The organism is Mesorhizobium sp. Cs1299R1N3 (genome assembly GCF_037179625.1).
In the GTDB taxonomy this organism is placed as follows: domain Bacteria; phylum Pseudomonadota; class Alphaproteobacteria; order Rhizobiales; family Rhizobiaceae; genus Mesorhizobium; species Mesorhizobium salmacidum.
Map to the genome: position 1 here is coordinate 160125 of NZ_JAPYKQ010000003.1, position 13780 is coordinate 173904.

The 13780-nt window shown below is 65.6% G+C and carries 11 protein-coding genes; 6 read left to right on the forward strand and 5 right to left on the reverse strand.

The window, feature by feature from the left end:
* Nucleotides 1-76 precede the first annotated feature (76 nt).
* Nucleotides 77-1282: an MFS transporter gene (locus O7B34_RS09280; RefSeq protein ID WP_337145754.1), complete on the forward strand. Its 1206-nt coding sequence runs from the start codon at nucleotides 77-79 to the stop codon at nucleotides 1280-1282.
* A gap of 23 nt (nucleotides 1283-1305) precedes the next feature.
* Here the strand turns inward: O7B34_RS09280 and O7B34_RS09285 are convergent, their stop codons facing one another.
* Nucleotides 1306-2778, reverse strand: coding sequence for an MATE family efflux transporter (locus O7B34_RS09285; RefSeq protein WP_337145755.1), 1473 nt, complete (start codon nucleotides 2776-2778; stop codon nucleotides 1306-1308).
* 177 nt (nucleotides 2779-2955) lie between these two features.
* On the opposite strand from O7B34_RS09285, the gene O7B34_RS09290 reads away from it, so the two are divergent.
* Nucleotides 2956-3759 carry a L,D-transpeptidase gene (locus O7B34_RS09290; protein ID WP_337142831.1) on the forward strand — a complete coding sequence of 268 codons (804 nt, stop codon included), beginning with the start codon at nucleotides 2956-2958 and terminating at the stop codon, nucleotides 3757-3759.
* A gap of 56 nt (nucleotides 3760-3815) precedes the next feature.
* On the opposite strand, the gene O7B34_RS09295 is transcribed toward O7B34_RS09290, so the two are convergent.
* A complete protein-coding gene (locus O7B34_RS09295) occupies nucleotides 3816-5285 on the reverse strand; it encodes an esterase-like activity of phytase family protein (RefSeq protein ID WP_337145756.1) in 1470 nt (489 codons plus the stop codon).
* A 218-nt stretch (nucleotides 5286-5503) separates the two neighbouring features.
* Between O7B34_RS09295 and O7B34_RS09300 the strand changes: the two genes are divergently transcribed.
* The 3 genes from O7B34_RS09300 (at nucleotide 5504) to O7B34_RS09310 (ending at nucleotide 7707) form a co-directional block, all read left to right on the forward strand.
* Nucleotides 5504-5701: a glycine cleavage T C-terminal barrel domain-containing protein gene (locus O7B34_RS09300; protein ID WP_442920957.1), complete on the forward strand. Its 198-nt coding sequence runs from the start codon at nucleotides 5504-5506 to the stop codon at nucleotides 5699-5701.
* 14 nt (nucleotides 5702-5715) lie between these two features.
* Nucleotides 5716-7269 carry a trimethylamine methyltransferase family protein gene (locus O7B34_RS09305; RefSeq protein ID WP_337146122.1) on the forward strand — a complete coding sequence of 518 codons (1554 nt, stop codon included), beginning with the start codon at nucleotides 5716-5718 and terminating at the stop codon, nucleotides 7267-7269.
* A gap of 123 nt (nucleotides 7270-7392) precedes the next feature.
* A complete protein-coding gene (locus O7B34_RS09310) occupies nucleotides 7393-7707 on the forward strand; it encodes a ferritin family protein (RefSeq protein WP_337146123.1) in 315 nt (104 codons plus the stop codon).
* Nucleotides 7708-7745: 38 nt separating this feature from the next.
* Here the strand turns inward: O7B34_RS09310 and O7B34_RS09315 are convergent, their stop codons facing one another.
* Entirely contained in the window at nucleotides 7746-10364 is a 2619-nt protein-coding gene (locus O7B34_RS09315) for an ATP-dependent helicase (protein ID WP_337145757.1), read from the reverse strand.
* Nucleotides 10365-10611: 247 nt separating this feature from the next.
* Between O7B34_RS09315 and O7B34_RS09320 the strand changes: the two genes are divergently transcribed.
* Entirely contained in the window at nucleotides 10612-12927 is a 2316-nt protein-coding gene (locus O7B34_RS09320; RefSeq protein ID WP_337145758.1) for a glucose/quinate/shikimate family membrane-bound PQQ-dependent dehydrogenase, read from the forward strand.
* A 28-nt stretch (nucleotides 12928-12955) separates the two neighbouring features.
* Here O7B34_RS09320 and O7B34_RS09325 read toward each other — a convergent pair whose 3' ends face one another.
* Nucleotides 12956-13390 (reverse strand): hypothetical protein, encoded by a 435-nt coding sequence (locus O7B34_RS09325; protein ID WP_337145759.1) that lies wholly within the window; start codon nucleotides 13388-13390, stop codon nucleotides 12956-12958.
* A gap of 9 nt (nucleotides 13391-13399) precedes the next feature.
* Complete coding sequence (locus O7B34_RS09330; protein WP_337145760.1) at nucleotides 13400-13555, reverse strand: hypothetical protein; 156 nt, start codon at nucleotides 13553-13555, stop codon at nucleotides 13400-13402.
* Between the last annotated feature and the right edge of the window lie 225 nt (nucleotides 13556-13780).

The window sequence follows — 13780 nt, forward strand, 5'->3', positions numbered from 1 at the left end:
CATGGCCGTTCACCGGAACGCCGGCGCGAAGGGCGCGTTAACGTCGCTATCCCTGAAACTGATGACGAGGTTGGCCATGGCCTTTCGTGATTTGGCGCAAACTCAGAACGAGGCCGGCGACGTCCTCGCGATCCCGACTGTCGCGGCGATGATCGCGGTGCTGTTTGCCGGCAGCACGGCGCTGACGCCGCTCTATATCATCTACAAGCAGCAGTTCGGCTTTTCGCAGATTACCTTGACGCTGATCTACGCTGTCTATGTTGTCGGCAATCTCGGCGCCCTGCTGGTGTTCGGTGGCGTGTCGGACGTTGTCGGGCGCCGGCCCGCAGCGCTGGCGGCGATGATCGTGGCCATTGTCAGCGCGCTTATCTTCCTGTTCGCCGGAAATGTCGTCTCGCTCGACGTGGCGCGCATCCTGAGCGGGCTTGGCATCGGCGTTGGCGCCGGAACGGGAACCGCCTGGATTGCCGAGCTTCTCCCCGCCGCCGACAAATCGCGTGCCAGCGTCATCACCACCAGCACCAATTTCCTCGGTCTCGGTTTCGGGTCGCTGATATCGGGCCTATTGGCTCAATACGAGCCCTGGCCCCTGCGGCTGGTGTTCGTCGTCTATCTCGTGGCACTCGCGGTGGTGGCGGTCCTGGTCTGGCGCACCCGTGAAACGGTGGCGAAGCCGGGTGGCCTCGGGCGGATTTCGATGCGGCCGCGCCTCTCCGTGCCTCAGAAGATACGCACGCGCTTCGTCGCACCGGCGGTGACCGGTTTCGGCGCGATGGCGCTGGTCGGCTTCTATGCCGCGTTGGCGCCGAGCATCCTGGCGCAGCAGCTGAACGAAACGAACCATGCCGTTGCCGGCGCACTGTTCTTTGAACTGGCGATCGTCGCGGCGGCCAGCATCGTGTTGCTGATGCGGGTGCAGAGCAGCAAGGCCATGCTGGCCGCCCTGGCCCTGATGATCCCAAGCGTGCTGGTGGTGGTGGCGGCGCAGATGCTGGCCTCGATGACGCTGATGATCGTGGCGACGGCCTGCTGCGGTGTCGCGGCCGCGCTTGGCTACCGGGGCGGCCTGCAGGTGGTGAACGAGATCGCACCACAGGATCGCCGTGCCGAAGTGGTGTCGAGCTTCTTCGTCTGCTGCTTTGTCGGCAACGCCTTGCCTGTCATCGGCATCGGCGTCGTGTCGACCTATGCCAGCCCCGTCGCCGCGAGCCTGGCCTTCGCGGCCATGATCATCGCGTTCGCGCTGGTGGCGCTCGCCTTCGGGCTCAGACAGAGGCGTTGAGCAGCCGCGCCAGCAGCCGTGCTTCAGCCGTTCGGCGTTTCAGGCGTCATGTTCGCGCGCTGGCGCGGCACGCCAAGCCCGGTGTCGGGTGGCTCGCCGGCAGCCGGCCTGTTCTCGATCATGTGCAAGGTGCGCCAGCCGCCGAAGCGGTAGTAGGCCGCGGCCAGGACCAGCGAGGCGATCGAACCGGCCGGGAAACTCCACCACAGCGCTTCCTCGCCGATCACGCCGCGCATGTAATAGGCAAAGCCGGTGCGCACGATGAGCACAGAGATCACCAGGATGATCAGCGGCGGCATCACGGCTCCCGTGGCGCGCACCGTGGCGAACAGCACGATGGTGATGCCGAACAGGATGAACGACCAGGATGCTACGGTGTTGATGTGGGCGGCGATATCGATCGCGGCGCTGTCACTGCTCAGGAACAGGCCCAGGATCGAGCGATCGAAGACCCATAGCAGCGCGACGAGGGCGCCGGTCAGGACGAGGTTGAAGCCGACGCCGGAGGCGGCAACGCGGCCGATCCGGTCCCAGCGGCCGGCGCCGACATTCTGCGCCGCCATGGAAGAAACCGCGGCGCCGATCGCGAGCGCCGGCATCTGGATGTAGGTCCAGAGCTGCGCGGCGATGCCGTAGGCAGCGGCGACCTGCGAACCGTACGAGTTGACGATGCCCATCACCGTCAGTGCCGCCGCCGAGATGACGATCATCTGCAGGCCCATCGGCACGCCCTTGAAGACGACGATGCGCAGCAGCGCCGGATCCGGGCGCAGCAGGGCGAGATTGGTGCCGGCCAACCGCAACGGATGCTTGCGCGCGTAGAGTACGACGAGGATGGCGATAACGCTCACGGTCTGGCCGATCAGCGTCGAGGTGGCGGAACCGGCGATGCCGAGTTCGGGAAACGGGCCGATGCCGCGGATGAGCAGCGGATTGAGCACGATGTCGAGCACGACCGCCAGCGCCATGAAGATGAAGGGCGTGCGGGAATCGCCGGCACCCCGCAGCACGGTCATGACGAAGGACAGAAGGTTCATCATCGGCACGGCGACGAAGATGATGCGCAGGTAGGAGCGTGCGAGCGGCAAGGCGTCGGCCGGCGTGCCAAGCGCGCCCAGGATGGCGTCGACCCAGATCCAGCCGCAGACCGCGAAGACCACCGAAACGAGGAAGAAGAAAGTGGCGCTGGTGCCGACGATGCGGCGCGCCTCGGGCAGGTCGCGGGCGCCGACCGACTGCGCCACCAGGATGGTGGCCGCCATGCCGATGCCGAACACCGTGCCGAGGATCAGGAACAGGACGAGGTTGGCGTTGGAGGTCGCCGTCAGCGCCGATTCGCCGAGGAAGCGGCCAACCCAAACGGCATTGACCGAGCCGTTCAGCGATTGCAGCACGTTGGAGCCGAGCACCGGCAAGGCGAAGAGCAGCAGCGTGCGTGGGATCGGGCCGCTGGTCAGGTCGCCGGTGCGCCGACGCGCGGGCATTTTTTCGTTCATGGCCGACAAAGCCTATCTCGAGTCCGGTGCGCGATGATTGCAGATTCAACCCGACAGGTCGATGCGGGGGCGCGAACGGTCCACGGTGCTCACGCCATGATCCATCCTGTTCTCAAAGCTTGCGGAATGGGATATTGATCCCAGGCGCGTTGGGCCGCGTTTCTCACCGGGGGGTTCATGTCCGATATTCCGCTTGTTCCTGAGCGCCTGAGCCGGCGCGCGTTTCTTGGCGCGTCCGCTTTGGGCTGCGCTTCCGTCGTTCTCTCGGCGTGCACCACGACCGATGTGGCGCCGCCGGCAGTGGCGCCGGTCCCGCCGTCGGCCGCGCCAAGCGAGCCGGCTGTCGGCGATACCGCAACCATGTATGCGGCGCGCACCGACGAGGGTTATCAACTGCCGGCCATCCCGGTTGCCAAGCTCGATCCGAAGTTCGTGCGGCAGATCGTGGCCGATCCGACCGGAGAAAAGCCTGGCACGATCGTCGTCGATGTTTCCGAGCATTTCCTCTATCTGGTGCGCGACGGCGGAAAGGCGATGCGCTACGGCGTCAGCCTCGGCAAGGCCGGTTTCGGATGGACTGGCAGCGCCGTGGTCCAGGCGCGCAAGAAGTGGCCGGTGTGGACGCCGCCGCCCGAAATGATCCTGCGCCGGCCGGAACTGGCGAAATACAAGGACGGCATGCCGCCAGGACCGCAGAGCCCGCTGGGCGCCCGCGCGCTCTATCTCTTCCGCGACGGCAAGGACACGATGTACCGGCTGCACGGCACGCCGGAATGGGATTCCATCGGCAAGAACGCGTCGTCCGGCTGCGTGCGCTTCATGAACCAGGACATCATCGACCTCTACAGCCGCGTCAACGGCCCCGCCCAGGTCTTCGTGCGGCCCAACCTGTCTGCCGCCGGCAAGATCATGGCCGTGTCGAGCAGGACGGCCGAGCCGATCGATGCGGGCGTGCCGAAGGACGCCGAGTTCTTGAAGTAAGCCTTCACGACCTGCACAGGCGGACGCGCCAGGCGCGCCCGCTTGTGCAGTGATCGTTACTTCTTGCCGAGACCTGGCAGCGTGACCTGATAGACCAGGAACATGGTGTCGACATCGGCGCCGTCATCGGCCTTGTAGGATGCGCCGACCTGGAAGCCGTCCTGGGCGAGGAAGTCGTTGTCGTTGCCGACGAACAGGAAATAGTCGTCGGGCAGCTTCGGGTCGAGGACGCTGGCCAACGACATCGCTTCCCACTTCTCCGAAAGCTCGTTGTGGTCCTTCGCCCCACCATTATGCAGGCCGAAGCGGCCAAGCTCGGCGGCTGCGTTGATGTCGATGAACGGCGTCAGCTTGGCCGGCGTCACCGAGGGATCAAGCACGCCCTTGGGCGCGACCGGCTTGTCGGCCGAGTCGAAGGCGCCGCCCGCGATGTCGGTCGCGCCGGACACGTCGACGATGTTGATCTGACGGTAGAGCGACGCGTCACCCTTCTTCAGGCCCTGGCCGTTGCCGCTGTCGCGCGCCAGCATCAGGAAGGATGTGTCCGAAAGCGCAACGATCTCGCTCTGCGCGGCGACCTTGGTCTTGCCCTTGGCATCCTTGAACACCGGCAGCGGCACGACGTATTCATGCGCGAGCTTCAGATGGGCGAGGTCGGAGGCATCATAGACCAACGCCCGGGTGTTCTGGCGCGTCGAGGGTGAATCGCCGCCGTCCTGCCTCGGCGCCGACTGCAGCACGGCGATCAGGAACTTGCCGTCCGGCGTCATCGCCATGCCTTCGAGGCCCTGGTTGTTCTGGCGCCCGGTTTCGGGATCCTTCGGATCAGGGTCGGCGGCACCCGGACCGGGATTGTCGGAGGAGAAGTTCGGTGCTCCCTTGCGCATCGGCACGAGGGCTGCCGGCGGCTGGGTCGCCGACATCAGGCGGCCTTGCGCGGAGAACCTGTAGATGTTGGGGCCGTACTCGTCGGAGATGAACATCGAACCGTCGGGCAGCCGCACGATGGCCTCATTGTCGAGAGCGAGCTTGCCGTTGGTGGCGACGGGCAGCATCGGCATGTCGCCGGCGGCAGGGCGTACATCCGACAGCGGATCGAGGCCGGTGGCATCGGCGCCCTTGTCGTCGGTGAGAAGCATGGTGTCGGCAAGCGTCGCCTTGACGCCCGTCTGCTCCTGGCCGGCGGCGGGAGCCGCACCCGGCGCGACAGGCGTGAACTCGATGCCGATGGTGTTGAGCCGCGGCCGGTAGTCGGTGGTGCCGGCGACATTGTAGCCACGGTCGGGCAGGAGCCAGAGCGATCCCTTGTAGGTGCCGGCATCATGCGTCCAGCCTGTAGTGTCGATTGCCATGCCGGAGCCCGAGCCGAAGGTCTCGCCGAACTTGTCGCGCTGAGCAGCCGGCATGCGGCCGACGCCGACCAGGCCCTTGTTGATGTAGGCCACGCCGTCGGCAAGCGCCGGTGTCAGGGCGGTGAACAAGGCCAGCGCGACGCCGAGCGAGGCGGTTCGGTGCAGGTGTTTCATGGACAATCCTCTTTGTGACGAAGCATGCCGGAGCGGCCGAAGGACAAAAAACGGAAAGAGGTGCCGCATCGACGATGCCGCGCGCGCCTCCCCAAAAGCGATCTAAGGCGTGAACATGATGCTTGCGTGACAGTGCGCGATGCCGGTCCGCCGGCGTACTGGACACATATGTCTAGCACATATAGAGTACCGGCTTCGAACTGACCGGAAGGGAAGCCTTGAGGCCGCCGCGTAGGCTTCGTCACCTCGGGCGGATTGGCTACACGATCGGCAAGAGCGTCGCGCTGGCGTTGGTGGGCGACGATTTCGCCGGGGAGGGGACGCAGCTTTGCGTGCACATTGTCGGCGTCGAACGGCCGGCACTGGTCAGCGCGGCCTCGCCCCATGATCCCCAGGGCAAGGCGATGCGGCAATGAGGAGGGAATTCGCGATGATCGATGACGCGGCACGAGACAGCAGGCGCGAACGCCGGCGCGGACGCACGGGCGAGGCCGGCAGTGAATCAAGCCGCAAGCCCAATTACCGCTCGCTGAGGAATCCATTCCTGCCGCAGCCGATCTTTTCCGACGACCAGGTGGCGTCGATCCACGACACGGCGCTGCGCGTGCTGGAAGAACTGGGCATCAAGGTGCTGCTGCCTGAGGCGCGCGAGGTGCTCGCCCGCGCCGGCGCCCTGGTCGATCCCGAAACCGACATGGTGCGCATCGGCCGCGACATGGTGGTGGCAGCCTTAGCCTCGGCGCCGCGATCGATCCACGCCAATGCAGGCGCGCGCGCTCGCGATCTGGCGCTCGAACTGGGCTCCATGACATTCCTGGCGGGCTCCGGCGCGCCCAACGTCACCGATCTCGACCGCGGCCGGCGGCCCGGAACGCTGGTCGCCTTCGAGGAGCTCATCAAGCTGGTGCAGCATTTCGATGTCTTGCACATGCTGGGGCCGTGTATCGAGCCGCAGGACATCGACAATCGCTTGCGCCACTATGCCGTCAATCGGGCGCAGCTGACACTGTCCGACAAATTCCCATTCGTGTTCGCGCGCGGCACGCCGCAGGTCGATGACAGTTTCGAGATGATCAGGCTGGCCCGTGGGTTGTCCGAAAACGAGTTCCGCTCGGGCGCGCATTGCTACACCGTCATCAACACCAACTCGCCGCGCCAGCTCGATATTCCGATGGCGCAAGGCATCATCGACTTCGCCAAGGCGGGCCAGGTCCTGATCATCACGCCGTTCTGCCTGGCCGGTGCGATGGCGCCGATCACGGTGGCCGGCGCCCTGACTTTGCAGCATGCCGAAGCGCTGGCAGGGCTGACGCTGGCGCAGATCGTGCGGCTGGGCGCGCCGGTGGTCTACGGTTCCTTCTCCTCCAATGTCGACATGAAATCGGGAGCACCGGCCTTCGGCACGCCGGAGCACGTCAAGGCCACACTGGGTGCAGGCCAACTGGCGCGCTACACCGGTCTGCCCTGGCGCTCGGGCGGCGGCAGCGCTGCCAACATTTCGGACGCGCAGGCCGCGCACGAGACGCAGTTCGCGCTGTGGGGCTCGGTGCTTTCGGGCGCCACCGTCTGCATCCATGCGGCCGGCTGGCTGGAAGGGGGCTTGAGTGTTTCCCTGGAAAAGCTGGTCACCGACATCGAAGCGCTGCAGACGATCGCGGAACTTTGTACAGCAACGCCCGGCGACGACGACGCAATCGGCTTCGAGGCCATCGCCGAAGTGCAGCCGGGCGGCCACTTCTTCTCGGCCAGCCACACCATGGCACGCTACCGCACCGCCTTCTACGAGCCGCTGGTGGCCGACTGGTCGAATTTCGGCAACTGGACGCAAAGCGGGTCGAAGAACGCCACCGAACGCGCCACCGGCGTCTGGAAACGCATCCTCGCCGATTTCGAGCCGCCGGCAACGGCCGCCGCCACGTCAGGCGTGCTCGACGCATTCATCGCGCGGCGCACGGAAGAGGGCGGCGCGGCGCCGGTGTCGTGAGATAGCTCGCGGATCCACCGTCCTGAATTGTGGCCGTTGTCCCGGAACCCGCGGCGCTTCCCACGCATTCATGGAAGCGGGCCAATGCCTGGCTCCATTTGCGAGCCGTTGAGGGAGGACGACATGGGTTTCGACCAGTATCACGAACCGCCGGAAGAACTGTCGCAGGAGGTGCGGACCTTTGCCCGCATGATCGCCTCGCTGATCGAGGAGGCGGAAGCCATCAGCTGGTACGAACAGCGCATGTCGGTCGAAAAGGACCCGCAGGCCAAGGCGATCATGAAGAACGCGCAGAGCGAGGAGTTCAAGCATTTCGGCATGGACCTCGAATTCCTGCTGCGCCAGAAGACGGACTGGCGCGTGGAACTGAAGGAAATCCTGTTTACGACAGGGGATATCGTGAAGGCCGGGGAGAAGGGCGAGAAGAAGGTGGATTGAGGTGGAAAGCCGGCCTTGCGAGGCTAGCCGCATTCAACTCACACCGCCGCCACAAATCCATCCAGCACGCGTTTCTGGCCGGCCTTGTCGAAGTCGATGGTCAGCTTGTTGCCTTCGATGGCTGAAATATTGCCGTTGCCGAATTTCTGGTGGAACACGCGGTCGCCGACGCTGAAGGCCGACGGCGTGTCGGAGACGGATTTGGCGACCAGTTCGCCGTCGATGGTGCGGCCCTTTACGCTGGTGCGGCCGGCGCCGTAGCCGGAGTCTGTCTCGCCATAGCCGATGCGTTCGACCTGATGGCCCGAGCGCGTGCCCCAGTTGCGGTCGGTCGCTTCGGTGCGGTTGGCCTGCGCGCGCTGCCAGCCCGGCGTCGAATAGGTGTTGGAGAAGGCGCCGGACTTTTCCCCGCCACCCGAATTGGCGCCGATATTGTCGAAGCGCGAGGCGCCATACGGGTTCTGTCTTCCTGCCCCTTGGCCGCCGCCACGGCCGGACGCGAACGAGCCGCCGCCATAGGGATTGCCGTAGCCGCCGTAGGAATTGCCGGCTTCGGCGACCTCGACATGGGCTTCCGGGAGTTCCTCGAGGAAGCGTGACGGGATGGTCGATTGCCACAGGCCGTGGATCAGGCGGTTGGAGACGAACCAGATATGCAGGTTCTTCTTGGCCCGCGTCAGGCCGACATAGGCGAGCCGCCGCTCTTCCTCAAGCCCCGAACGGCCGCCTTCGTCCAGCGCACGCTGGTGGGGAAAGAGGCCTTCCTCCCAGCCGGGCAGGAAGACGGTCTCGAATTCGAGGCCCTTGGCCGAGTGCAGCGTCATGATGGAAACGGCATCGAGCCCTGCATTCTGCTCGGCATCCATGACCAGGGCGACATGTTCGAGGAAGGAGCGCAGCGACTCGTACTCCTCCATGGAGCGGATCAGCTCCTTCAGGTTCTCGAGCCGTCCGGGCGCTTCGACGGAGCGGTCGTTCTTCCACATGTCGGTGTAGCCGCTCTCTTCGAGAATGGTCTCGGCGAGCTCGGTGTGCGGCGTGGTTTCCAGCGCCTTCTTCCAGCGTTCGAAATTGGCCGCGACCTCGCGCAGCGCGGCGCGGGGTTTCGGCTTCAGCTCGTCGCTTTCGGCGAGTGTGCCCGCCGCCTCCAGCATCGGGATGCGCAGGCTGCGCGCCGTGTCGTGGATCTGGCGGATGGTCGCTTCGCCCAGGCCGCGCTTGGGCACGTTGACGATGCGCTCGAAGGCGAGGTCGTCGGTGCTGTTGGCGACAACGCGGAAGAAGGCCAGCGCGTCGCGGATTTCCATGCGCTCGTAGAAACGCGGGCCGCCGATGACGCGGTAGTTGAGGCCGAGCGTGATGAAGCGGTCCTCGAAGGCGCGCATCTGGAAGGACGCGCGGACAAGGATCGCCATGTCGTTGAGATTATGCTTCTGGCGCTGGTAGGCCTCGATGGTCTCGCCGATGGCGCGGGCTTCCTCCTCCGAATCCCAGGCGGCGTGGACATTGACCTTGCCGTCCTCGGGATCGTTGCGATCGGTGAACAGCGTCTTGCCGAAACGGCCCTCATTGTAGGCGATGAGGTGGGAGGCGGCGCCCAGTATGTGCGCGGTCGAGCGGTAATTGCGCTCCAGCCGGATGATGGTGGCGCCGGGAAAATCCTTGTCGAAGCGCAGGATGTTGTCGACCTCGGCGCCGCGCCAGCCATAGATGGACTGGTCGTCGTCCCCGACGCAGCAGATGTTTACGGTGGATTTGCCTCCGCCCTCGGATGAAGAGCGCCCAATCTCCCCCACATGGGGGGAGATCGGCTTGCCTTCGGGCCTTTGCGCCAGCAGGCGCAGCCACATGTACTGGGCGGTGTTGGTGTCCTGGTATTCGTCGACGAGGATGTATTTGAAGCGCCGGTGATAGTCCTTCAGCACATCGGGATTGGCGCGGAAGATGCGGATCGGGTGGCAGAGCAGGTCGCCGAAATCGCAGGCGTTCAGTGTCTGCAGGCGCTCCTGATAGGCCTTGTAGAGCTCGCGGCCCTTGCCGTTGGCGAAGCTGCGCGCATCGCCCTCGGCGATGTCGGCCGGGCCTTGGCCCTTGTTCTTCCAGCCGTCGATCATCTGGGCGAACTGTTTCGCGGGCCAGCGCTTGTCGTCCAGGCCCTCGGCCTGGATGAGCTGCTTGATCAGCCGCACGACGTCGTCGGTGTCGAGGATGGTGAAGTCGGATCTCAGGCCGGCAAGCTCGGCATGGCGGCGCAGCAGCTTCACGCCGATCGAGTGGAAGGTGCCGAGCCACGGCATGCCCTCGACATTGCCTTCGCTGATCAGGATGCCGATGCGCTGCTTCATTTCGCGCGCGGCCTTGTTGGTGAAGGTCACGGCCAGGATCTGCGACGGGAACGCCCTGCCGGTGGCGAGGATGTGGGCGATGCGGGTGGTCAGCACGCGGGTCTTGCCGGTGCCGGCGCCGGCCAGCACCAGAACCGGGCCTTCGGTGGTCTCCACCGCAAGCCGCTGCTCGGGGTTAAGCCCCCTCAGATAGTCCGGCGCATTGTTTTGGCCGCCGCGCGCAGCCATGGCGCGCGCGGCAATGCCCGACGGGGCCGTGGGCCGCGCATCGGGTTCGTCAAAAAAGGGCATGTCTTCGGAAAAGCCGGACATCTCCCCCGAATGTAGTGATTCGGTAGCGAAAGACCAGAACTGTCTACGTTTTGTTCCGGTAAAGTGCCCGATACGGCCACTTGAGCGACATGGCGGCCGGCGTTGTGAACAAACGAGGTTGCCGCCGCGGACCCATGACCCACGCTTGACAGGCGCGGCGGTCGGGAGAAAGTTGCGCAGGGGCCAGCACACAATGCCGGGTTGCCCAAGGCCGCCTCATGCGCGCAACAGTCGAAGGAGTATCATCTTGGCTGTCACCATCACCTCCCTCATCCTCTTCCTCATCGGCCTGGCGGTCGGCGCCGGCGGTATCTGGTTGGTCTCGCTGGGCGGCAGCTGGTACTACATCATTGTCGGTCTCGCCTTCCTGATCGCCGCCTGGCTGCTCTACCGGCGCCGTTCCACGGCGCTCTGGCTCTATGCGGCAATCGTGATCGGCACGCTGGCCTGGGCGGTCTGGGAAACCGGCTTCGACTGGTGGGAGCTCGGCCCGCGCGGCGGCATCATCGTGCTGGTGGCGCTGTGGCTGCTGACGCCGTGGGCGCGGCGGGGCCTCGCCGGTCCGGACGGCCGCGCGCCTCTGATCCTTGCCGTGCTGGCATCGCTGGCGGTGGCCGGCTATTCGATGACAGCGGACCCTAAGGACATCGGCGGCGCGCTCGACACCGACAAGGTGATCCCCAACGCCAATCTCGGCGGCGATGTGCCGGCGGGCGAATGGCACTATTACGGGCGCACGCAGTTCGGCCAGCGCTATTCGCCGCTCGACCAGATCACGCCGGACAATGTCGCCAATCTGCAGCCGGCCTGGACCTACCGCACCGGTGACGTGAAGGGCCCGGACGATGTCGGCGAGACCACCTACCAGGTGACACCGCTCAAAATTGGCGACACGCTCTATATCTGCACGCCGCACAACTTCGCCATCGCCATCGATGCGGCGACCGGCAAGGAGAAGTGGCGCTACGACCCCAAGGTCAAGCTCGACAAGGACCGCCAGCACCAGACCTGCCGCGGCGTTTCCTATTATGCCGATGCCGCGGGCGCCGCCGGTCAGCCCTGCGCTGCGCGCGTCTACCTGCCGACCTCGGATGCCCGGCTGATCGCGCTCGACGCCGCCAACGGGCAGGTTTGCCCGGCCTTCGCCGAGGGCGGCACGCTCAATTTGTTGGCCAACATGCCGTATCCGAAGTCGGGCTATTACTACTCGACTTCGGCGCCGCTGATCGCGGGCGGCAAGATCATCGTCGGCGGCGCAGTCAACGACAATTATTCGACGCAGGAGCCGTCCGGCGTCATCCGCGCCTATGATGCGAGCACCGGTAAACTGCTGTGGAACTGGGATTCCGGCAATCCGGACCAGACGACGCCGCTGGCGGCCGACCAGACCTACACCGCCAACTCGCCCAATATGTGGTCGACCCCGAGCGCCGACGAGAAGCTCGGCCTGCTCTACGTGCCGCTCGGCAACCAGACGCCGGACCAGCTCGGCATGGGCCGCAGCGCCAATGTGGAGAAATTCTCCTCCTCGATCACCGCGCTCGACCTCAACACCGGGCAGTTGAAATGGGTGCGCCAGACCGTGCACCATGACCTGTGGGACATGGACGTGCCGGCGCAGCCGAGCCTGGTCGACATCACCAAGGCTGACGGCTCCGTCGTGCCCGCACTCGTCGGGCCGACCAAGCAGGGCGACCTCTATGTGCTCGACCGGCGTACCGGCGAGCCGGTCATCCCCGTCAAGGACGTGCCGGCGCCGGGCGGCGCCATCGAAGGAGATCACACATCGCCGACGCAGCCGGCATCCGACCTTTCCTTCAGCCCGCCGCCGCTGACCGAGGCCGATATGTGGGGCATCACCATGTTCGACCAGCTGGCCTGCCGGATCGCGCTCCATAAATTGCGCTATGAAGGCCGCTACACGCCGCCCTCGCTACAGGGATCGCTGGTCTACCCCGGCAATTTCGGCACTTTCAACTGGGGCGGCGTGGCGGTCGATCCGGTGCGGCAGGTGATGTTCGGCATGCCGACTTATCTCGCCTTCACGTCCAGGCTGATCCCCCGCGCCGACGTGCCGCCGCCGGGCGACACCAAGGGCAGCGAGCAGGGGCTGAACCGCAATGACGGCGCGCCCTATGCGGTGGTGATGGGACCGTTCCTGTCGCCGCTCGGCATTCCGTGCCAGGCGCCGCCCTGGGGCTATGTCGCTGGCGTCGATCTTCGGACCGGCACCATTGCCTACAAGCACCGCAACGGCACCGTCTACGACATGACGCCACTGCCGTTGCCGCTGAAGGTCGGGGTGCCCGGCATTGGCGGACCGATGATCACGGCCGGCGGTGTTGCCTTCCTGGGTGCCGCCGTCGACGACTATCTGCGCGCCTACGACCTGACATCGGGCAAGCAGCTCTGGCGGGCGCGGCTGCCGGCCGGAGGGCAATCGACGCCGATGACCTATACGGTCGCCGACGGACGCCAGTTCGTGGTCATCGTCGCCGGCGGCCACGGCTCGGTCGGCACCAAGCCGGGCGATTATGTGATGGCCTACGCGCTGCCGAAATAGGCGGTGCCGGGGTTCGGCGATCCGACGATCAGCCGAGCCCCAGATGGGCCTTCAGGCTGGGCACCGAACCGAGCACCTGGTTGGTCAAATCGGGGCCGGCGGCGGCCTCGGCCTGCTGGACAAGCGTCTCGCCGGCCTTCTGGATCTGCGCCATGTCGAGGCCGGATGCCTTGAGCGCGGCGAGGCCGTTGACCAGTGCGCCGGCTTTCTCGCCGAGAACGCCGCCAAGCGCGCCTTGCAGCGACGACAGGAAGCCGCCGCCGCCGGCCGGCGCGGCGGCCATGACGTCATATCGGTGCGCAAGATCGTCGGCGCCGGGGATCTTGGCGAAAAACGAAGACGCGCTGGTGCCTTCGGCCTCGTGCTCCAGCACCGAGAGGATGGTGCCGACGACCTTTTCGGTCGTAGCCTGGTCGAGACCGGCCTTCTGCGAGACGGTGTTCACGATGTCCTGGACGTCCATGACTTCACCTCAACCTTGGGATTTCGTGTTTGCGCGCTGACGCCGGCGGCTGCGAACCTTGACCATGGACTTGCGGCTCGCCGCGACAACAGCCGCGCGCATCGCCAGAACGGCCGCCACTGCTGCCACGAAGGCGGTTGCCAGGATCGGCGAGGTCATGGTCATCGGTATTGTTCCTTTCAGATCGGGCCTATAGGACCGTGGCCGCCAAAGGCGGCCGGCAAGCCAGTTTCCCCCACTATTGTGGCAGCGCCATCAAGATTTGTCACCGATGACAAAAACGTGATGATCTTCCAGCCGACCGACTGGCGGCCGGGAGGACAGCGAGATGTCACGGTCCGGTGACTGGACGATGAGAGGCTCGCTCCTATCTTGCGACCGGCAAGGACA